Genomic DNA, 20,290 nt, shown 5'->3' with positions numbered 1-20,290 from the left:
CGCTGCGCTTATCCGGCCTGGTTCACGCGTCTGTAGGCCGGATAAGGCGGAACGCCGCCATCCGGCACATTCTCACTTAGCGCGCGACTGCGTCCTGAATCTTCTCTTCCGCTTTCCAGATACGGTATTTCACTTCCACGTTTTCCGGGGTGTAGACCACAATCGGCAACTTGCTGTTGTAGCGCAGCATACCGTCATCACCCAGATACGCGGTAATAAATTTCTTCTCTTTTTTACCGTCAGGGCAGGCCATCATGGTTGAAACCGGAGAGGTGACTTTGTCGAAAACATAGTAGTCGTATCCCCAACCTTCCAGCGTTTTGCTATCCAGTTCTCCGCCCAGGCGATGTTGGTTGCAGTCGACCTCCAGCGTCTGGCCGATCAATAGTTCTACTTTCAGGGTAGATTCATCTTTCTCAGGGGGAAGCTGGATTACCTGGCGCTTCATACCCTTTTCCGCTTTAGGATACGGGGCGACTTTTTCCAGCGGCTGAGCACCGGTATCGTTACTGCCAGCCCAGGCAGAGGTGCTGGCAAAGGCGGCGAAAAGCACGGCAGGGACAATTGTCTTCATCTTATTGTTCACAGTGTTTCCTTTCTTCTGTCTTATGAACGAGTCTGGGGCAGGTTAACATATTTGCATTATCTATTAATCTTTATTTACTTATATTTTCAGTGAGTATTTGAGTGTTGTCGGTTGTGTGTAGTGATATATTCTAAGGTTTATCTTAATTTTAAGATTATTCTCTTTATAGTGTTTTCGTTATATAATTTATTATATAACTCATTGAAACGTGAGCAAAAGCGCATTTTTTCCCGTCAACTCAACACTCTTTTGATCCGGCAACAGCATTTACCCCGATCGGGGTATGCTCCTCTTACACATCCTGAAATATCTTACGACTAAAAATAACTACTCATAAATAGTGCAGTTTTTTATGTCGTTCAACCCGCCGGGGGAGAGCGTCATTATGGAAGGACAATGTCATGGTTGATTTATCCCGTCGAGGCATGTTGACAGGCAGTTGGCGTAACGCCAACGCAGGGATCCGTCCGCCGTGGAGCAAGGAAGACTCTCACTTTCTGGCCCATTGCCTTCGTTGTGACGCCTGCATCCAGGCGTGTGAAACCGACATCCTGCAGCGAGGCCAGGGTGGTTATCCGAGCGTAAATTTCAAACACGGCGAGTGCAGCTTTTGTTATGCCTGCGCAGAGGCCTGTCCCGAATCACTTTTTCTTCCGCGCCACACCAGGGCATGGGATCTGAATTTTAGGATCGGGGAAAACTGTCTCGCACACCAATCAGTTGAGTGTCATCGCTGTCAGGATAGCTGTGAACCCATGGCCATAACCTTTCGCCCCATGCTGTCCGGTATTTATCAGCCACAGCTCGACAATCAGGCCTGTAACGGATGCGGCGCGTGTGTCGCGATTTGCCCGGTATCAGCCATTAATGCGGAGTACAACCATGGACAGTAACTGGCAGGTCTGCAGCCTGGTCGTTCAGGCCAAAAGTCAGCATATCAATGATATCGCCACGCAGTTGCGTTCGTTTCCGGGTTGCGAAGTTGCACTTAGCGATGTGGAAAGCGGCCAGCTCATTGTGGTGGTGGAAGCAGAGCAAAGTGAAACGCTAATGAAAACTATTGAGTCAGTGCGCAACGTTGCGGGCGTGCTGGCGGTGTCGCTGGTTTATCACCAGCAGGATGAGCAAGGTGAGGAAACACCATGAAACTCAGTCGTCGTAGCTTTATGAAAGCTAACGCCGTTGCGGCCGCTGCGGCGGCTGCCGGGTTAAGCGTGCCGGGCGTAGCCCGCGCGGTAGTCGGTCAGCAAGAAGCCATCAAATGGGACAAAGCCCCGTGCCGTTTCTGCGGGACAGGCTGTGGCGTATTGGTCGGGACGCAGCAAGGGCGTGTAGTGGCATGCCAGGGCGATCCGGATGCGCCGGTTAACCGTGGGCTTAACTGCATCAAAGGTTACTTCCTGCCGAAAATCATGTACGGAAAAGACCGTTTAACACAGCCGATGCTGCGCATGAAGGACGGGAAGTATCACAAAGAGGGTGAATTTACTCCGATTAGCTGGGAGCAGGCCTTTGACGTGATGGAAGAGAAATTCAAAACGTCCATGAAAGAAAAAGGCCCAGAGTCTATCGGCATGTTCGGCTCGGGTCAGTGGACGATTTGGGAAGGTTACGCCGCCGCCAAATTGTTTAAAGCCGGCTTCCGTTCTAATAACATCGACCCGAACGCGCGTCACTGCATGGCGTCAGCGGTGGTTGGTTTTATGCGTACCTTTGGTATGGATGAGCCGATGGGCTGTTATGACGATATTGAGCATGCCGATGCTTTCGTCTTGTGGGGCGCGAATATGGCGGAGATGCACCCGATTCTGTGGTCGCGCATCACCAACCGTCGTCTGTCCGATCCGAATGTTACCGTCGCGGTGCTCTCCACCTTCCAGCATCGTAGTTTTGAGCTGGCGGATAACGGTATGGTCTTCACGCCGCAAACCGATCTGGTGATCCTCAACTACATCGCTAACTACATCATTCAAAACAATGCGATCAACCAGGATTTCTTTAGCAAGCACGTTAACCTGCGTAAAGGGGTGACGGACATCGGCTACGGCCTGCGTCCAACTCATCCGCTGGAAAAAGCGGCGAAGAATCCAGGTTCCGATGCCTCTGAACCGATGAGCTTTGAGGATTACAAAGCCTTCGTTGCTGAGTACACGCTGGATAAAACCGCCGAAATGACCGGCGTACCGAAAGATCAACTGGAACAGTTGGCGCAGTTGTATGCCGATCCGAAGAAAAAAGTCATCTCCTACTGGACGATGGGCTTTAACCAGCATACCCGCGGCGTGTGGGCCAACAACCTGGTCTATAACCTGCACCTGCTGACCGGTAAAATTTCTCAGCCAGGCTGTGGTCCGTTCTCATTGACCGGTCAGCCTTCCGCCTGCGGTACCGCGCGTGAAGTTGGGACGTTCTCCCATCGTCTGCCTGCGGACATGGTGGTCACCAACGAAAAACACCGCGATATCTGTGAGAAGCACTGGAATATCCCATCGGGGACCATTCCGGCAAAAGTCGGGCTGCATGCCGTGGCGCAAGACCGTGCGCTGAAAGATGGCAAACTCAATGTCTACTGGACGATGTGCACCAACAACATGCAGGCCGGTCCGAACATCAACGAAGAGCGTATGCCGGGCTGGCGCGATCCGCGCAACTTCATCATCGTCTCCGATCCGTACCCGACGGTCAGCGCCCTGTCAGCCGATCTGATCCTACCGACCGCAATGTGGGTAGAGAAAGAAGGGGCTTACGGTAACGCGGAACGACGCACTCAGTTCTGGCGTCAGCAGATTAAAGCGCCGGGTGAATCGAAATCGGATCTGTGGCAACTGGTGCAGTTTTCCCGTCGCTTCAAAACAGAAGAGGTATGGCCGGAAGAACTACTGGCGCAGAAACCGGAGCTGCGCGGCAAAACGCTGTATGACGTGCTGTTCGCCACGCCAGCCGTGACCAAATTCCCGGTAGCTGAACTGGCTGAAGATCAGCTCAACGATGAATCCCGCGAGCTGGGCTTCTATCTGCAAAAAGGGCTGTTCGAAGAGTACGCCTGGTTTGGCCGTGGCCACGGGCACGATCTCGCACCATTCGACGATTACCACAAAGCGCGCGGTTTACGCTGGCCGGTCGTTGAGGGCAAAGAGACTCAGTGGCGCTACAGCGAAGGCAACGACCCGTACGTGAAAGCGGGGGAAAGCTACAAGTTCTATGGTAAGCCGGACGGCAAAGCGGTCATCTTCGCGCTGCCATTTGAACCTGCCGCTGAAGCGCCGGATAAAGAGTATGACCTGTGGCTTTCCACTGGACGTGTGCTGGAGCACTGGCATACCGGCAGCATGACGCGTCGTGTGCCTGAACTGCACCGCGCCTTCCCGGAAGCTGTGCTGTTTATCCACCCGCTGGATGCAAAAGCGCGCGATCTGCGCCGTGGCGATAAAGTCAAAGTGGTTTCCCGCCGTGGCGAAGTTATCTCGATTGTTGAAACGCGCGGGCGTAACCGTCCGCCGCAGGGGCTGGTATACATGCCGTTCTTCGATGCCGCACAACTGGTGAACAATCTGACGCTGGATGCGACGGATCCGCTCTCCAAAGAGACGGATTTCAAGAAGTGCGCTGTGAAACTGGCGAAGGTGTAACGCGTTATGTCCCGGTCAGCAAAACCCCAAAATGGCCGCCGCCGCTTTCTGCGCGATATGGTTCGCGCGGCGGGCGGGCTGGCCGTCGTTGGCGTGGCGCTGGGGTTACAACAGCAAACCGCACGTGCAACCGGCGTGCGGTTACGCCCGCCTGGCGCACTGAGCGAGGAGGCATTCGCCAGCGCCTGTGTGCGCTGCGGTCAGTGCGTTCAGGCATGCCCGTATGACACGCTGAAGCTGGCGACGCTGGCCTCCGGGCTGGCAGCAGGTACGCCCTATTTTGTCGCCCGCGATATTCCTTGCGAAATGTGTGAGGACATTCCGTGCGCCAAAGTCTGCCCCAGCGGCGCGTTGGACAAGGAAATTGAATCCATTGACGATTCGCGTATGGGGCTGGCGGTACTGCTGGATCACGAAAACTGCCTCAACTATCAAGGGCTACGCTGCGATGTTTGCTATCGCGAGTGCCCGAAAATCGATGAGGCTATCACTCTTGAGCTGGACCGCAATATGCGTACCGGCAAGCATGCGCGGTTTATTCCAACCGTCCATAGCGATGCCTGTACCGGCTGCGGGAAATGCGAAAAAGTCTGCGTACTGGAGCAGCCAGCAATAAAAGTGCTGCCGCTGTCGCTGGCGAAAGGGGAGTTAGGACACCATTACCGCTTCGGCTGGCTGGAGGGGAACAATGGCAAATCGTAAACGTGACGCCGGGCGTGAAGCGCAGGCAAAAAAAGGGTGGTGGAAGAGTCATCGCTGGCTGCTGCTGCGTCGTCTGAGTCAGTTTCTGATACTGGCGATGTTCCTGAGCGGCCCGTGGCTTGGCGTATGGATCCTGCATGGCAATTACAGTGGCAGCCTGCTGTTGGATACTGTCCCATTCACCGATCCGCTAATTACGTTGCAAAGCCTGGCCAGCGGACACCTGCCGGCAACGGTTGCGTTAACGGGGGCGGTCGTCATCACGGTGCTGTATGCCCTTGCGGGTAAGCGTCTGTTTTGCAGCTGGGTTTGTCCGATGAACCCGGTCACCGATTTAGCCAGTTGGTTACGCAGAAGGTTTGACCTGAATCAGTCCGCGACCCTACCGCGCTATATACGGTATGTCCTGCTGGTGGTTATCCTGGTCGGTTCCGCCTTGACCGGTACGCTGCTGTGGGAATGGATAAATCCCGTCTCTCTGCTCGGACGGAGTCTGATAATGGGATTTGGCAGTGGAGCGCTGCTGATTCTGGCGCTGTTTTTATTTGATCTACTGGTCGTTGAGCATGGCTGGTGCGGGCATCTCTGTCCACTGGGCGCACTGTATAGCGTGGTGGGAAGTAAAGGTGCATTAACCGTTTCGGCAAAAGAACGTAACAGATGTAACCGCTGTATGGATTGTTTTCATGTTTGCCCGGAACCGCATGTGCTACGTGCGCCGGTGCTGGATGAGCAAAGCCCGGTGCAGGTAACCAGTCGCGATTGCATGGCCTGCGGTCGCTGCGTGGATGTCTGTTCTGAGGATGTTTTTACAATAACAACACGATGGAGTTCGGGAGCGAAATCATGAAAAGCCATGACCTGATTAAAAAGCTGAGTCAATGGACGGCCCTGCTTGCCCTGGTCGTCAGTGGGGCCGTTTGGGCTGCAAACGGAGTGGACCTAAGCCAGTCACCGGAAGTCTCAGGGACACAGGAAGGGGCGATTCGCATGCCGAAAGAGCAGGAGCGTATGCCGCTGAACTATGTGAATCAACCGCCAATGGTTCCGCACAGCGTTGAAGGGTATCAGGTGACGACCAATACTAACCGCTGCCTGCAGTGCCACGGTGTGGAAAGCTATCGCACCACCGGCGCGCCGCGCATCAGTCCGACGCACTTTATGGACAGCGACGGCAAGGTATTGGCTGAAGTCGCGCCGCGTCGTTATTTCTGTCTGCAATGTCACGTCCCGCAGGCTGACGCTGCGCCGATTGTTGAAAATACCTTCACCCCCTCGAAAGGTTACGGGAAATAAGAGGTCATTATGGAAAATTCTAACCGTAAACCAAGCTGGATTAAGCGCGTCTGGCAATGGTGGCGTCGCCCCAGCCGTCTGGCGCTCGGCACGCTGTTGTTAATCGGCTTTGTGGGCGGCATTATTTTCTGGGGCGGCTTTAATACCGGTATGGAAAAGGCCAATACGGAAGAGTTCTGCATTAGCTGTCACGAAATGCGCAATACGGTGTACCAGGAATATATGGAAACCGTACACTACAACAACCGCAGCGGTGTGCGTGCGACTTGCCCTGATTGCCACGTCCCACATGAGTGGGGCCCGAAAATGATCCGTAAGATCAAGGCCAGTAAAGAGCTGTACGCGAAGGCGCTGGGGTTAATAGATACACCGCAGAAATTTGAAGATCATCGTCTGACGATGGCGCAAAATGAGTGGCGGCGTATGAAAGATAATAATTCGCAAGAGTGTCGCAACTGTCACAACTTCGAGTTTATGGATTTAACCGCCCAGAAAGGCGTTGCGGCCAAAATGCATGACCAGGCCGTGAAAGACGGGCAAACCTGTATTGACTGTCATAAAGGGATAGCGCACAAACTGCCTGATATGCGCGAAGTCAAACCGGGCTTTTAACAGGATGTAGATAACCAGGTATGCTTGAAGCCAGAGAATTACTTTGCGAGCGGGATGACAGAATACTGTTCAGCGATCTGTCATTTCGCGTCAACGCAGGGGAATGGGTACAAATTACCGGCAGCAACGGCGCGGGGAAAACCACTTTGCTGCGGTTGCTTACCGGGCTGGCGCGTCCCGACGCAGGGGAGGTTTGCTGGCAAGAGCAACCCCTGCATCACGTGCGGGACAGCTACCATCAGCAATTGCTGTGGATCGGACATCAGCCGGGGATAAAAACCCGGCTTTCGGCGTTGGAGAACCTGCGTTTTTTCCATCACGATGGCGACATCGCACAGTGTCTGGACGCGCTGGCGCAGGCGGGACTTGCCGGATACGAAGATATTCCGGTGAATCAACTTTCCGCCGGACAACAGCGGCGCGTGGCGCTGGCGCGTTTGTGGCTGACCCGCGCCCGGCTGTGGATCCTCGATGAACCCTTTACCGCCATTGATGTAAACGGCGTTGAGCGACTGACTCAGCGTATGGCACAGCATACGGAACAGGGCGGTATTGTCATTCTCACTACCCACCAGCCGCTTAATGTTGAGACCAATAAAGTGCGACGTATTGCGCTGACCAGCGAGAGGGCAACGCAATGATGTGGCGAATCTTCCGTTTAGAACTGCGAGTTGCGTTTCGTCATAGTGCGGAAATCGCCAATCCTTTATGGTTCTTTCTGATTGTTATCACGTTGTTTCCTCTGAGCATTGGGCCGGAGCCACAGCTGCTGGCGCGTATTGCGCCAGGCATTATCTGGGTTGCGGCGCTGCTGGCGTCATTGCTGGCGCTGGAGCGCTTGTTTCGTGATGACTTACAGGACGGCAGCCTTGAGCAGTTGATGCTGCTGTCGCTGCCGCTTCCGGCGGTCGTGCTGGCGAAAGTGATGGCGCACTGGGTCGTAACCGGTTTGCCGCTGTTAATCCTCTCTCCGCTGGTGGCATTACTGCTGGGCATGGATATGTACGGCTGGAAAATTATGGCGCTGACTTTGCTGCTCGGCACGCCGACGCTGGGTTTTCTCGGCGCGCCTGGCGTAGGTCTGACGGTGGGTTTAAAGCGCGGCGGCGTGCTGTTAAGCGTGCTGGTTCTCCCGCTTACTATTCCACTACTGATTTTTGCGACCGCGGCGATGGATGCGGCCTCCATGCACTTGCCTGTTGAAGGATACATGGCGATTCTGGGTGCGTTGTTGGTAGGCAGCGCCACGTTAAGCCCGTTTGCCACGGCTGCGGCGTTACGGATAAGCGTGCAGTAATGCGACAGGATTTGCAGGCCGGGCAAGGCGCTCCGGCAAAACGGATATTAATTAATGGAGTCTGGTGACTGAACTATGTGGAAAACACTTCATCAATTGGCGATGCCCCCTCGGCTCTATCAGATCTGCGGCTGGTTTATTCCGTGGCTGGCGATTGCCAGCGCGGTGGTATTAATAACCGGATGGGTGTGGGGCTTTGGCTTCGCGCCAGCTGATTATCAGCAGGGACAGAGCTATCGCATCATTTATCTGCACGTTCCGGCGGCAATCTGGTCGATGGGAATTTATGCCTCGATGGCTGTTGCGGCGTTTATCGGCCTGGTCTGGCAGATGAAAATGGCCAATCTGGCGCTGGCTGCGATGGCGCCCATTGGCGCTGTGTTTACCTTTATTGCGCTGGTGACGGGGTCCGCATGGGGCAAACCAATGTGGGGAACCTGGTGGGTCTGGGATGCCCGACTCACCTCTGAACTGGTGTTGCTGTTTCTCTACGTTGGCGCCATTGCATTGTGGCATGCGTTTGACGACCGCCGCCTGGCAGGGCGTGCCGCCGGTATTCTGGTGTTGATTGGTGTGGTCAACTTACCGATTATTCACTACTCGGTCGAGTGGTGGAACACGCTGCATCAGGGGTCAACCCGTATGCAGCAAAGCATCGATCCGGCAATGCGCGCACCGCTGCGTCTGGCGATTGTCGGTTACCTGTTGCTGTTTGTCACGCTGGCGCTAATGCGCATGCGTAACCTGATTTTGATGATGGAAAAACGCCGCCCGTGGGTGAGCGAACTGATCTTAAAAAGAGGCCGCCAATGACCCCTGCATTTGCATCATGGAGTGATTTTTTCGCGATGGGCGGTTACGCCTTGTATGTCTGGCTGGCTGTTGCCATGAGCGTTATTCCGCTGCTGGTGTTGGTGCTGCATTCAACATTACAGCATCGCGCAATCTTACGCGGCGTGGCCCAGCAGCGGGCGAGGGAAGCGCGCATGCGCGCAGCGCAAGTACAACGGGAGGCGGCGTGAATATTCGACGTAAAAATCGGCTATGGATAGCCTGCGCGGTACTGGCAGGTCTGGCGTTGACCATTTCGCTGGTGCTCTACGCGCTGCGTTCCAATATCGATCTGTTCTACACCCCGGGAGAGATACTCTACGGTAAGCGCGAGACACAGCAGATGCCTGAAGTCGGTCAGCGTCTACGCGTGGGTGGGATGGTGATGCCGGGCAGCGTGAAGCGCGATCCGCAATCGCTAAAAGTAACTTTCAGCATCTATGACGCCGAAGGTGTGGTGGATGTGACCTATGAAGGCATTTTGCCGGACCTGTTCCGCGAAGGGCAGGGGGTTGTTGTTCAGGGCGAGCTGGACAAGGGAAATCATGTGCAGGCTAAAGAGGTTCTGGCCAAACATGATGAAAATTACACCCCGCCGGAAGTCGAAAAAGCGATGCAGGAAAACCACCGTCGCCCGGAAAGTGTTTATAAGGATAAAACGTCATGATGCCGGAAATTGGCAATGCGCTGTTGTGCCTTGCGCTTGGCGTTGCACTACTGCTGTCAGTCTATCCGTTGTGGGGCGTGGCGCGCGGCGACGTGCGGATGATGGCCTCCGCACGGCCCTTTGCCTGGGTCTTGTTTATCTGCGTGATGGGAGCGTTCCTGATTCTGGTTAATGCCTTCGTGGTTAATGACTTTACCGTGACCTACGTCGCCAGTAACTCCAATACCCAGCTTCCTGTCTGGTACCGGGTGGCAGCGACATGGGGCGCGCATGAAGGCTCGCTGCTGCTGTGGGTGCTACTGATGAGCGGCTGGACGTTCGCCGTCGCGGCGTTCAGCCAGCGCATGCCGCTGGACATTGTCGCCCGCGTGTTGGCGGTGATGGGGATGGTCAGCGTCGGCTTCCTGCTGTTTATCCTGTTTACCTCTAATCCGTTTGCCCGCACGTTGCCCAATTTCCCTGTTGAAGGGCGCGATCTGAACCCGCTGTTGCAGGATCCGGGACTGATTTTCCATCCGCCGTTGCTGTACATGGGGTATGTCGGTTTCTCGGTAGCTTTCGCGTTTGCGATCGCCGCGTTGATGAGCGGGCGTCTGGACAGCACCTTCGCTCGCTTTTCGCGTCCATGGACGCTGGCTGCGTGGGTGTTTCTGACGCTGGGGATTGTACTCGGTTCGGCCTGGGCCTATTACGAGCTGGGCTGGGGCGGCTGGTGGTTCTGGGATCCGGTTGAGAACGCCTCCTTTATGCCATGGCTGGTGGGCACAGCCCTGATGCACTCGCTGTCGGTAACCGAACAGCGCGCCAGCTTCAAAGCCTGGACGCTGCTGCTGTCAATCTGCGCCTTCTCGCTGTGCCTGTTGGGGACTTTCCTGGTGCGCTCCGGCGTACTGGTTTCGGTGCATGCTTTCGCCTCTGACCCGTCGCGAGGGATGTTTATTCTGGCCTTTATGGTGCTGGTGATTGGCGGTTCCCTGCTGCTGTTTGCAGTGCGTGGGCATAAGGTTCGCTCGCGGGTAAACAACGCGCTGTGGTCGCGTGAATCGCTGCTGTTGGGCAACAACGTCCTGCTGATCGCCGCTATGTTGGTGGTGTTATTGGGCACGCTACTGCCGCTGGTGCACAAACAGCTTGGGCTGGGCAGCATTTCGATTGGCGAGCCGTTCTTCAATACCATGTTTACCTGGCTGATGGCGCCGTTTGCGTTGCTGCTGGGCATTGGGCCATTAGTGCGCTGGGGCCGTGACCGACCGCGTAAACTGAAAACGTTACTGATCATCGCGTTTGTCACCACGCTAATTCTGTCGCTGCTGTTGCCGTGGCTGTTTGAGGATCGTATTGCCGCCATGACGGTGGTGGGGCTGGCGATGGCGTGCTGGATTTTTGTGCTGGCCATGTCCGAAGCGTACCTGCGCATTTCTCGTGGAACGAAGCTGACGCCCAGCTACTGGGGGATGGTATCGGCTCACGTTGGGCTGGCGATTACCATTGTTGGTATTGCCTTTAGCCAGAATTACAGCGTGGAACGCGATGTCCGTATGAAAGCGGGTGATAGCGTCAGCATCCATGACTATCAGTTTACTTTCCGTGAAGTGAAAGATATTACCGGACCAAACTACCGGGGCGGGGTCGCCATTATTGGCGTCACGCGTGATGGTAAACCGGCAGCCACGCTGCATGCGGAAAAACGTTTCTATAACAGCACCAGTTCGATGATGACTGAAGCGGCGATTGACGGCGGGTTCACGCGCGATCTGTATGCTGCGCTGGGTGAAGAGCTGGATAACGGCGCATGGGCTGTACGTTTGTATTACAAACCGTTTATTCGCTGGATTTGGGCCGGAGGATTGCTGATGGCGCTGGGCGGGGTGTTCTGCCTGTTTGATCCACGCTATCGCCAGCGCACGCGCCCTCGCGCCGCGGTGCAAAAAAATGCGTCGGAGGCTGTATGAAGCGCAACGCACTGTTAATTCCGTTTATTATTTTTCTCATTATTGCGGCGGCGCTGCTGTGGCAGTTAGCGCGTAACGCGCAGGGAGACGACCCTACCAATCTGGAGTCGGCGTTGATTGGCAAACCTGTTCCGACGTTCCGTCTGGAATCGCTGGAAAACCCGGGTCAGCATTATCAGGCCGATGTGCTGACGCAGGGCAAGCCAGTGTTGCTGAACGTCTGGGCGACCTGGTGTCCGACCTGTCGCGCCGAGCATCAGTATCTGAATCAGCTGTCTGCGCAAGGCGTGCGGGTAGTGGGCCTGAACTATAAAGACGATCGTCAGAAAGCCATTGTCTGGTTGAAAGAGTTGGGCAATCCATACTCATTAAGTCTGTTTGACGGCGACGGTATGCTCGGCCTCGATCTTGGCGTGTACGGCGCGCCGGAGACATTCCTGATCGACGGGAAAGGTATTATTCGCTATCGCCATGCCGGTGATCTTAACGCCCGGGTGTGGGAAAGCGAGATCAAACCGTTGTGGGACAAGTACAGTAAGGAGGCTGCGCAATGAGATTTTTATTGGGCCTGCTGATGCTGGTTATCTCGGGATCCGCGCTGGCGACTATCGACGTAATGCAGTTTAAGGATGAAGCGCAGGAGCAGCAGTTCCGCCAGCTTACCGAGCAACTGCGTTGTCCTAAGTGTCAGAACAACAGCATTGCCGACTCTAACTCAATGATTGCCACCGACCTGCGGCAGAAAGTGTACGAACTGATGCAGGAAGGCAAAAGTCAGAAAGAAATTGTTGACTACATGGTGGCGCGCTACGGTAACTTCGTCACTTACGATCCGCCGTTAACTCCGCTGACCGTGCTGCTGTGGGTGATGCCGGTGGTAGCGATTGGTCTCGGGGGCTGGATTATTTTCGCCCGTACTCGCCGACGCGTGCGGGTGAAACAAGAAGAGTTTCCTGACGACATCATCCCGGATGGCAAGCGCGGTGGATTCGGACTCTTTGTGCCCGGCATCGTGGTGGCGCTGGTGGTCGGCGCGGTGAGCTATTATCAAACCGGGAACTATAAACAGGTGCAGGTCTGGCAGCAGGCCACCGCTCAGGCCCCAGCGCTGCTGGAGCGGGCATTGGATCCAAAAGCCGACCCGTTGAATGAAGAAGACATGACGCGTCTGGCGCTGGGGCTGCGCACTCGCTTACAGGCCGATCCCGCAAATGTTGAAGGCTGGATTATGCTTGGACGCATTGGCATGGTGCTCGGCAACGCCAGCACGGCTACTGAAGCCTATGCCAATGCTTATCGGCTGGATCCGAAAAACAGCGATGCGGCGCTGGGCTATGCGGAAGCGCTGACCCGTTCATCCGATCCTGATGATAACCGTCGGGGCGGGGAGCTGTTACGTCAACTAATACGCGGCGAACATGCCAACGTGCGCGTATTGAGCATGTACGCGTTTAACGCTTTCGAACAGCAGCGCTTCGGCGAAGCGGTTGCGGCGTGGGAGATGATGCTGAAATTATTACCCGCCAACGATACCCGTCGGGCGGTAATAGAACGCAGTATTAAACAGGCGATGGAGCAGCTAACGCCGCAGGAGAAGTAAGAGTGGAAGATGCCGGATGGCGACGCAACGCGTCTTATCCGGCCTGGCGATGCACGTGACGTGTAGGCCCGATAAGCGTAGCGCTATCGGGCAATATCTGGTTATTGCATACCGCGCGTTTGCAAAAACAGAATAGTGGCAGCAACGCGAGAGCGCACGTTGAGTTTGCGCAGCAGGTTGCGAATATGCACCTTCACCGTCTGTTCGGAAATATTCAGCACTGAAGCAATCTGTTTATTCGACAGCCCCTGAGCCAGTTCATGCAAGACATCCAGCTCGCGTTCGGTGAGAATGCTGAACGGATCTTCTTGTGCGCCGAACAGGTCGCGTTCGCGCAGATATTCACTGACGCGTGTACTGAACGCTTTACCGCCTTTGGCTCCGCTGCGAATGGCTTCCAGCAGGACTTCAGGATCGCTGTCTTTGAGCAAATAACCATCCGCACCCGCGTCAATTAGGGCGTATACATCGCTGGCGGCATCCGAAACGGTCAGAATGATAATTTGTGCGGTCACACCGTCCCGACGCAGCGCATTCAGGGTATCCAGCCCACTCATACCTTTCATATTGAGATCCAACAGGATCACGTCAAGGTCCAGACGGTTTGCCAGATCGATCGCACTTGCGCCGTCACCTGCTTCAGCTACTACGTTAAATGCGGGATCCAGTTGCAATAATTGACTAATTCCCCGCCGCATCAGTGGGTGGTCATCGACAATCAGCACCCGAAAAGGCGTTGCTTCAGGCATACTATTCTCCTGAGTTTTATTAGTATCATTATTGTTTTCAGCGCATCAATCGTCCAGATTCATCGCGCTGATGAGAGGATAAATTTTACCCCAATTTGTGCATGGGTAAGTAGTAAAACCTGTGCTGAAGAGAGGGGAATACATGGATAATGTGATGCTCAAGAACGGTAAGACGCCGGGAGGGGGCTGGGGGGCGGGTGGAAAATGGGATCAGGCTATGGCATAACTTTTCAGTATCTGCAATCGGGCCGATCCTGCATACGGTTACGGTTCTGTCAGTAATGTATAGTTACAGCGCCTTATTGAGAACCAACGTTCACAAATGGTTATGGTGTAACAATCTGGAGCATTGAGGATCGACCCGTACGTCTTTACGCATCAGCCGTCGTTCTTCATCAGGAATGGGTACCCAGGTACAAAAACGTTACCCACGTTCTGATATTGTTGAGTTTAAAATTGATTGATGAAATAGAGGGCGCGTGATGCCCGTTTATTTATTGTTGCTGTTCTTTTTTTGCTGGTTTCATCCAGGCATCATTGTATTTAATATTCCCTCTAACATAATTCCATTCAATGTCATGGAATCTAAGACCTACTACCTCATGCATATTAGGAGATGAACTACCGGGGTAGTAGACATGTGTAAAATCTACAGAGGATATAACGACATCTTCCAGAGTAATATTATAAATCTCTACTTCGATCCCTGCTTCTATAGTCTCATAATATTTAATGACTGCCTTTTGCAGTCTCTTCCCTTCACAAACAGCTACAGCCAGGTAAGGGCTGACTTTATCAAGTTGCTTATGCACAATTACGGGATTATGCTGCCTACAGCCTGTCATGCTGCCAGTGTTGCTATCAACAGGCTGTCTCACACCGTAACTACTATTCATGACTTCTATAGCACCTTCACGGCCTAAGGATAAACAATCTCCCGGAATCTGCATTCCGTTTTCATCATATAAAAATAAATAAGCTGGTAATGACATGATTAATACACCATATTTGTTAGCTGTCCATTATTATCAATAAAAAATTTATGTACATAGTCCTTGCCATTTAATCCATATGACACTGTATAGGAATAACCATAACTCCATTTAAAATCAATGCAATCACTCGGATATGAAAGTTGTAAGTCATATTCGGATTTTTCAATGTGATATCCCTTGCTCCGACTCGATTCGATTCGGTAGTAGTTCAATACATCTTTTTGATCAGTGCTAAAACAAAGATAATTGCCATTTATAAAAGTAACTCTTGGGTGTGGTGCAGGCATACCTCCGGGGCATCCAGATAGCATTAATACCAATGGCATTATTATTAATCTTTTCATCCAGGGAATCCTTTCATAACAGGTTTATATATAGATAATATTGAATGAATAGAGTCATTAGAATTGAGGTTACGGTATTTAACCAGGGCGTAAGTATCTCTGTTAAGCCCAAATGCTTGTATCAACCAATAATCACTGGCTATTGATGCTTGCTGTTCTAATCCGTAATGAAGAAAGTCAGCCTTATCTAAACTGTAACTGTAATCAGCGAAACGTGAGAATAAACCTCTGGTTCTAACAAACATACCTTTCTGTGCTTGCCAGGCGTGAACCATCTCATGCATGAATCTGTGTTTTTTCTCTAGTATATCTAATGAAAAATCAGGTGAATACGTACCCTCTCTAAACCAAAGTTCACCGTTTGGTGTCATTGCAATATCTACGGGTTGTAAGTTGAAGGGGAGATAGCTTTCACGGTGTACCCACACCTTGCTATAGATAATGCTCTCACCAAATAGCGTCCTGGCTAGTGCAATCTCTCCTATTGTAAGTAGCCTGACCCCTCCGGGGGCTATAGGAGTTCCCGACGTGGGATTTATTGTTCCGTTTACGGACATAGTATATCCATACATTTTGTATTGGTTTATGCGCTAATGGTACTCCTACCCTAAAGCATTGGGAAAGTTTCTTTCCGGGGTAAATTCTGAATTCTGTGAAATTAAATTATTATAAATCATCTGTTTACTGAATAAATCAGCCTTGTCATTACAAAGTGAATGCAGGGTATTATGATTGGGCTGGGGCCTGTGTGACTTTAAAACCTTCTTGGCTTCATTCTATTTGGGAAGCGTTCTGTACGCGGTGTATTTGGCTGGACAGAAAACGATAAGCGATGATAAATCAAAAATAGCAGCCTTTGCTATGTCGATGGTTGGCTACTTTAGCAACTTTGTAAATTTGACGTTGCTAATACGAAGTTGTCTGTGGTTGAAGACCATTGTGGGGAAATTATCTACGACATCAGAAATGGGTAAGCTATAGGTAGATGATGGCGATGTGGAAAGGGAAGCTCAACTGTTTCAGAAAAAGCAACAAAAGGATGAGTTCCTTAAATTCGTTTTCTCTGACAATAGCATTGCTTCAGGATATCTTTTGCACCGGGCAGACTATCAAAATTCCTTTTTCATAAATGAGGTTGATGACTTCCCGGTGATGTGTATAGCTGAAATTTTACCGCGAAGTCGACGCTTTGCGTCGGGGATTTTTCCCCGATTAATCCCCGTTACTTCCCCGTTCAGAAAACTGGTATAAAAAAACCAACCACAAGGGTTGGTTTTATTGGGATTTTTGGTCGGCACGAGAGGATTTGAACCTCCGACCCCCGACACCCCATGACGGTGCGCTACCAGGCTGCGCTACGTGCCGACGCTATGGCTGACAATACTACTGCTTTCCAGCGTGAATGCAAGAGGGTGGCTTGCTAACTGATTTATAATTAATCAGTTAGCAATAAATCGTTTCTCATCCGTAAGAACTTGCAGCAGCAGGCTCAGCTGCGGTTTCTGATCTTTTATCTTCTCACCGTGTAAATCATAGGTCTGATAGTTACCGTTGTTGTTAAGCACCAGCGTCATCTCTGGCGTGGTAATCGCCAGCGTGCTGCCGTCGGCGGCGGTAACCCAGTAATGGCGGCGGGTTGCATTAAACAAATCCTGGCCCTGCGAGTACTCGTTAGCTGGCGTGCTGACGTGGAGCAGACGTTGCATGAGCGTCGTCATCAGGTCCGTATGATCGGTCAGGCTATTGATGCGCTGAGCAGGTGTTCCCGGCCAGTGAATAATCAGAGGAACCTGCAGATGACCGCGCGACCAGGCAAAATTGTTCTCTTCCTGAGTCAGCGGTACGCCCCGACCCGCGGTAATAATCACCACCGTGTTGTTCAGTTTACCGGAGTCGCGCAGGGCGCTAAGGATCCGGTTAATGTTGGCATCCACATCCTGAGCGGCATTGGCGTAGCGTTTGGCAAAGTTCTTCTGGTTGCTGTCGTTCAGGTTCGTCCCGTTAAAGGAGACCCAGGAGAACCAGCGGTTATCTTCCTGCGCGTAGCGGCCCAGCCAATTGATCCACTGGCTGGCGGTCTGCTCGTCAGACTGCGTTTGCACGCTCGGCATAGAGAAATCTGACAGTAGCGCCTGGCGATAAAGTGGGCTGGTAAAGCCATCCGAGGAGAATAGCCCCAACTGATATCCCTGCTGGTTCAGCGCAGAGATCAGCGCCGCAGGCGTTCGGGTCGACAAAATGCCGTCCATATAGCTTGGAGAAACGCCATAGAACAGGCCAAAAATCCCGTTATCCGTGGTGTTGCCTGTGCTCATGTGACGCGTAAAGGCGATATTCTGCTCAGCGAATTCAGCCAGCGCTGGCATCTGTTTTTCAAAACGGGAGTAGTTCAGGCCGTCTACGGTGATCAGCAGAACGTTCTGTCCGGTTCCCATATCGCGGTAGCGCAGTTCGCTGAGCGGGTACTGCACGGAAACCGCTTCCGGGTTTCCCTGCTCGATCAGGCGGCGTTGATATTCTTGCGCATCCAACAGACCATGTTTTTCCAGAAACTTGCGTGCCGTCATCGGGTAGGAGAGCGGCAGGTTCGCGCGTTGCATGGTAATAGGGCGATAGAAATTGGCGTCTGCCCAGATGTACACCACATGCGAGGCGATAAAGGAAACGAAGAAGAATGCGGCTAACGGTTTAGCAAAATGGCGACGACGCGTCAGGCTGCGTAGTTTTTGCCAGCTCCAGGTCGCAAACAGCATTTCGATTAACAGAATAACCGGCACGCTGATAAACATCAGTTGCCAGTCACGCGCCGCTTCATTCTGGTCAGGGTTAATGACCAGTTCCCAGACGATCGGGTTGAGGTGCAGGTGGAAGCGGGTAAAAACTTCGCTGTCGATTAACAACAACGTCATGCCAGCCGTCGCCAGGATTGCTGATAAGAATCGCATCAGCCTCTGGGACATGACGATAAACGTCAGGGGAAACAGGATCAGCAGATAGGTGGCAAACACCAGGAAGCTAAAATGCCCGACAACACTCAGGTAGGAATAAACGCGCCCTGCAAGCGTAGTCGGCCAGTCGGCGACAAACAGGTAACGGCTACCGAGTACCATGGCCAACAGAATGTTGAACAAAGCAAACCAGTGCCCCCAGCTAACCATCTGGGAGACTTTCTCACGGTAGCGCTGACGATGAGTTACCATAAACTGTTGTTCGTTTCCCCGGATCAGGCTCTTAATGCGCTTGGTCGTCGTTTACCGAAGACTGTAATGCGCGGGCAAAAGAGTTGGCAATCGCCTGGCGCTGGGCCGGTGCGATGCTTGTATTGATAAGGTTAGTCACCATGTTTCCCAGTACCATCAGGGAAAGATCGGTCGGCGCCTTATGTTTTTCCAGTACGTTGAGCATCTCATTCAGCAGTTGTTCAACGTGTTCGTCACTATAGCGGGAAATTTGTGGCATAAATCGAAATCAGTCTGTTCATGAAAGGGCAACATATTACCGTACGGACAGTTTTTTTTCTGCTTTTTTATCTTCTATTGCGTCACTGCCCGGCAGGTGGTTGAATACCGCCCGGTCTAAAAGGAGAGTTTATCATGAGTCTGGATATCAACCAGATTGCCCTGCACCAGCTTATCAAACGTGATGAGCAAAACCTTGAGCTGGTCTTGCGCGATTCATTACTGGAACCGACAGCGACCGTTGTCGATATGATGGCTGAACTGCATCGGGTGTATAGCGCCAAGAATAAAGCCTATGGCCTGTTCAGCGAAGAGAGCGAGCTGGCGCAAACGCTACGTTTACAGCGTCAGGGTGAAGAGGATTTTCTGGCCTTTAGCCGTGCCGCGACAGGGCGTTTGCGGGACGAGCTGGCGAAATATCCTTTTGCCGATGGTGGTATTGTCTTGTTCTGCCATTACCGCTATCTGGCGGTAGAGTATCTGCTGGTGGCCGTACTGAACAATTTAAGCAGCATGCGCGTCAATGAAAATCTGGATATCAATCCGACGCACTATCTGGATATCAATCATGCGGACATCGTGGCGCGTATTGATTTAACCGAGTGGGAAACCAATCCGGAGTCCACACGCTATCTGACGTTCCTGAAAGGGCGGGTAGGGCGCAAAGTCGCCGATTTCTTCATGGACTTTCTCGGCGCCAGCGAAGGTCTGAACGCCAAAGCGCAAAACCGCGGTCTGCTGCAGGCGGTCGATGACTTCACCAATGAGGCGCAACTGGATAAAGCCGAGCGCCAGAATGTGCGGCAGCAGGTGTACAGCTACTGCAACGAGCAGCTACAGGCCGGTGAGGAGATTGAGCTGGAGTCGCTGTCTAAAGAGCTTTCCGGCGTCAGTGAAGTCAGCTTCAGCGAATTCGCTGCTGATAAAGGGTATGAGCTGGAAGAGAGCTTCCCGGCGGATCGCAGTACGTTGCGCCAATTAACCAAATTTGCCGGCAGCGGCGGTGGGTTAACCATTAATTTTGACGCCATGCTGCTGGGCGAGCGTATTTTCTGGGATCCGGCTACAGATACCCTGACCATCAAAGGTACGCCGCCGAACCTGCGCGACCAGCTCCAGCGCCGCACGTCGGGCGGGAAATAAAACTGTTTGCCGGATGGGGCGCAAACGCCTTATCCGGCCTGCGTGATTCATCTTTATCGCGAACAAAATTCCATAAAAAAACCCCGCCGAGGCGGGGTTTTCTTCAACGTCCAGGCGATTACGCGCGAACGAAGTCGATGTGAGTCAGCTTCGGCTTGAAAGCGTGACGCTGTACAGCCTGAGCTTTAACTTTAACTTCTTTACCGTCAACAACGATGGTCAGAACTTCGCTGTAGAATTCAGCTTTAGCTTGCATGTTCATAACTGCATCGTGATCCAGTTCGATAGCAATCGGGGCTTCTGCGCCACCGTAGATGATTGCCGGGAACTTGTTAGCGGCACGCAGGCGGCGGCTCGCACCCTTACCCTGCTCTTTACGTACTTCAGCGTTGATAGTAAACATTTAAATCTCTCTTTAATAATTCCTGC

At 52.8% G+C, this 20,290-nt stretch carries 24 protein-coding genes and 1 tRNA gene; 16 read left to right on the top strand and 9 right to left on the bottom strand.

Features of this window, described 5'->3' with window-relative positions:
• Positions 1 to 76: 76 nt before the first annotated feature.
• Positions 77 to 574: a serine protease inhibitor ecotin gene (gene eco, locus FDX09_RS18530; RefSeq protein WP_038643271.1), complete on the bottom strand. Its 498-nt coding sequence runs from the start codon at positions 572 to 574 to the stop codon at positions 77 to 79.
• A 413-nt stretch (positions 575 to 987) separates the two neighbouring features.
• Between eco and napF the strand changes: the two genes are divergently transcribed.
• The 15 genes from napF to FDX09_RS18455 all read left to right on the top strand — a co-directional run bounded on the left by napF (position 988) and on the right by FDX09_RS18455 (position 13,172).
• Positions 988 to 1,479: a ferredoxin-type protein NapF gene (napF, locus tag FDX09_RS18525; protein ID WP_137347671.1), complete on the top strand. Its 492-nt coding sequence runs from the start codon at positions 988 to 990 to the stop codon at positions 1,477 to 1,479.
• Positions 1,469 to 1,732 (top strand): chaperone NapD, encoded by a 264-nt coding sequence (gene napD / locus FDX09_RS18520; protein WP_038642193.1) that lies wholly within the window; start codon positions 1,469 to 1,471, stop codon positions 1,730 to 1,732. Before napF ends, napD begins: the two co-directional genes overlap by 11 nt.
• Complete coding sequence (gene napA, locus FDX09_RS18515; protein ID WP_038642191.1) at positions 1,729 to 4,215, top strand: nitrate reductase catalytic subunit NapA; 2,487 nt, start codon at positions 1,729 to 1,731, stop codon at positions 4,213 to 4,215. Before napD ends, napA begins: the two co-directional genes overlap by 4 nt.
• Before the next feature lie 6 nt (positions 4,216 to 4,221).
• On the top strand, positions 4,222 to 4,917 hold the full coding sequence (napG, locus tag FDX09_RS18510; RefSeq protein ID WP_038642189.1) for a ferredoxin-type protein NapG: 696 nt from the start codon (positions 4,222 to 4,224) through the stop codon (positions 4,915 to 4,917).
• Positions 4,904 to 5,767 (top strand): quinol dehydrogenase ferredoxin subunit NapH, encoded by an 864-nt coding sequence (gene napH, locus FDX09_RS18505; protein WP_038642187.1) that lies wholly within the window; start codon positions 4,904 to 4,906, stop codon positions 5,765 to 5,767. Before napG ends, napH begins: the two co-directional genes overlap by 14 nt.
• Complete coding sequence (gene napB / locus FDX09_RS18500) at positions 5,764 to 6,213, top strand: nitrate reductase cytochrome c-type subunit (RefSeq protein WP_038642185.1); 450 nt, start codon at positions 5,764 to 5,766, stop codon at positions 6,211 to 6,213. Before napH ends, napB begins: the two co-directional genes overlap by 4 nt.
• Before the next feature lie 9 nt (positions 6,214 to 6,222).
• Positions 6,223 to 6,825 carry a cytochrome c-type protein NapC gene (gene napC / locus FDX09_RS18495; RefSeq protein WP_137347670.1) on the top strand — a complete coding sequence of 201 codons (603 nt, stop codon included), beginning with the start codon at positions 6,223 to 6,225 and terminating at the stop codon, positions 6,823 to 6,825.
• A gap of 20 nt (positions 6,826 to 6,845) precedes the next feature.
• Entirely contained in the window at positions 6,846 to 7,466 is a 621-nt protein-coding gene (gene ccmA / locus FDX09_RS18490) for a cytochrome c biogenesis heme-transporting ATPase CcmA (RefSeq protein ID WP_038642182.1), read from the top strand.
• Positions 7,463 to 8,122, top strand: a complete 660-nt coding sequence (ccmB, locus tag FDX09_RS18485) for a heme exporter protein CcmB (protein ID WP_038642180.1) — start codon at positions 7,463 to 7,465, stop codon at positions 8,120 to 8,122. The genes ccmA and ccmB overlap by 4 nt, the downstream gene beginning before the upstream one ends.
• Before the next feature lie 75 nt (positions 8,123 to 8,197).
• Positions 8,198 to 8,935, top strand: coding sequence for a heme ABC transporter permease (locus FDX09_RS18480; protein WP_006683732.1), 738 nt, complete (start codon positions 8,198 to 8,200; stop codon positions 8,933 to 8,935).
• Positions 8,932 to 9,144, top strand: coding sequence for a heme exporter protein CcmD (ccmD, locus tag FDX09_RS18475; protein ID WP_085047853.1), 213 nt, complete (start codon positions 8,932 to 8,934; stop codon positions 9,142 to 9,144). The genes FDX09_RS18480 and ccmD overlap by 4 nt, the downstream gene beginning before the upstream one ends.
• Positions 9,141 to 9,620 carry a cytochrome c maturation protein CcmE gene (gene ccmE / locus FDX09_RS18470; protein WP_038642175.1) on the top strand — a complete coding sequence of 160 codons (480 nt, stop codon included), beginning with the start codon at positions 9,141 to 9,143 and terminating at the stop codon, positions 9,618 to 9,620. Before ccmD ends, ccmE begins: the two co-directional genes overlap by 4 nt.
• Positions 9,617 to 11,572, top strand: coding sequence for a heme lyase CcmF/NrfE family subunit (locus tag FDX09_RS18465; protein ID WP_110497374.1), 1,956 nt, complete (start codon positions 9,617 to 9,619; stop codon positions 11,570 to 11,572). Before ccmE ends, FDX09_RS18465 begins: the two co-directional genes overlap by 4 nt.
• Positions 11,569 to 12,126, top strand: a complete 558-nt coding sequence (gene dsbE, locus FDX09_RS18460; protein ID WP_003834613.1) for a thiol:disulfide interchange protein DsbE — start codon at positions 11,569 to 11,571, stop codon at positions 12,124 to 12,126. The genes FDX09_RS18465 and dsbE overlap by 4 nt, the downstream gene beginning before the upstream one ends.
• On the top strand, positions 12,123 to 13,172 hold the full coding sequence (locus tag FDX09_RS18455; RefSeq protein ID WP_087857385.1) for a cytochrome c-type biogenesis protein CcmH: 1,050 nt from the start codon (positions 12,123 to 12,125) through the stop codon (positions 13,170 to 13,172). Before dsbE ends, FDX09_RS18455 begins: the two co-directional genes overlap by 4 nt.
• A gap of 101 nt (positions 13,173 to 13,273) precedes the next feature.
• On the opposite strand, the gene narP is transcribed toward FDX09_RS18455, so the two are convergent.
• The 7 genes from narP to FDX09_RS18420 all read right to left on the bottom strand — a co-directional run bounded on the left by narP (position 13,274) and on the right by FDX09_RS18420 (position 18,719).
• Positions 13,274 to 13,921 (bottom strand): nitrate/nitrite response regulator protein NarP, encoded by a 648-nt coding sequence (gene narP / locus FDX09_RS18450; protein ID WP_016153764.1) that lies wholly within the window; start codon positions 13,919 to 13,921, stop codon positions 13,274 to 13,276.
• 494 nt (positions 13,922 to 14,415) lie between these two features.
• Entirely contained in the window at positions 14,416 to 14,913 is a 498-nt protein-coding gene (locus FDX09_RS18445; RefSeq protein WP_085047856.1) for a type VI secretion system tube protein Hcp, read from the bottom strand.
• A 2-nt stretch (positions 14,914 to 14,915) separates the two neighbouring features.
• Entirely contained in the window at positions 14,916 to 15,260 is a 345-nt protein-coding gene (locus FDX09_RS18440) for a putative T6SS immunity periplasmic lipoprotein (RefSeq protein ID WP_071888157.1), read from the bottom strand.
• Positions 15,257 to 15,817, bottom strand: coding sequence for a type IV secretion protein Rhs (locus tag FDX09_RS18435; RefSeq protein ID WP_137347669.1), 561 nt, complete (start codon positions 15,815 to 15,817; stop codon positions 15,257 to 15,259). The genes FDX09_RS18440 and FDX09_RS18435 overlap by 4 nt, the downstream gene beginning before the upstream one ends.
• A gap of 731 nt (positions 15,818 to 16,548) precedes the next feature.
• A tRNA-Pro gene (locus FDX09_RS18430) sits at positions 16,549 to 16,625 on the bottom strand.
• Between the two features lie 74 nt (positions 16,626 to 16,699).
• Entirely contained in the window at positions 16,700 to 18,460 is a 1,761-nt protein-coding gene (gene yejM, locus FDX09_RS18425) for an LPS biosynthesis-modulating metalloenzyme YejM (protein WP_038642064.1), read from the bottom strand.
• 31 nt (positions 18,461 to 18,491) lie between these two features.
• Positions 18,492 to 18,719 carry a YejL family protein gene (locus FDX09_RS18420; protein WP_003027506.1) on the bottom strand — a complete coding sequence of 76 codons (228 nt, stop codon included), beginning with the start codon at positions 18,717 to 18,719 and terminating at the stop codon, positions 18,492 to 18,494.
• A gap of 134 nt (positions 18,720 to 18,853) precedes the next feature.
• On the opposite strand from FDX09_RS18420, the gene yejK reads away from it, so the two are divergent.
• Positions 18,854 to 19,861, top strand: coding sequence for a nucleoid-associated protein YejK (yejK, locus tag FDX09_RS18415; protein ID WP_006683753.1), 1,008 nt, complete (start codon positions 18,854 to 18,856; stop codon positions 19,859 to 19,861).
• 118 nt (positions 19,862 to 19,979) lie between these two features.
• On the opposite strand, the gene rplY is transcribed toward yejK, so the two are convergent.
• A complete protein-coding gene (gene rplY / locus FDX09_RS18410) occupies positions 19,980 to 20,264 on the bottom strand; it encodes a 50S ribosomal protein L25 (RefSeq protein WP_006683755.1) in 285 nt (94 codons plus the stop codon).
• Positions 20,265 to 20,290 lie beyond the last annotated feature (26 nt).

The sequence above is a fragment of the Citrobacter sp. wls717 genome (assembly GCF_005280955.1).
Taxonomy (GTDB): Bacteria; Pseudomonadota; Gammaproteobacteria; order Enterobacterales; family Enterobacteriaceae; genus Citrobacter; species Citrobacter werkmanii.
This window is presented reverse-complemented; position numbering and strand designations above follow the sequence as displayed.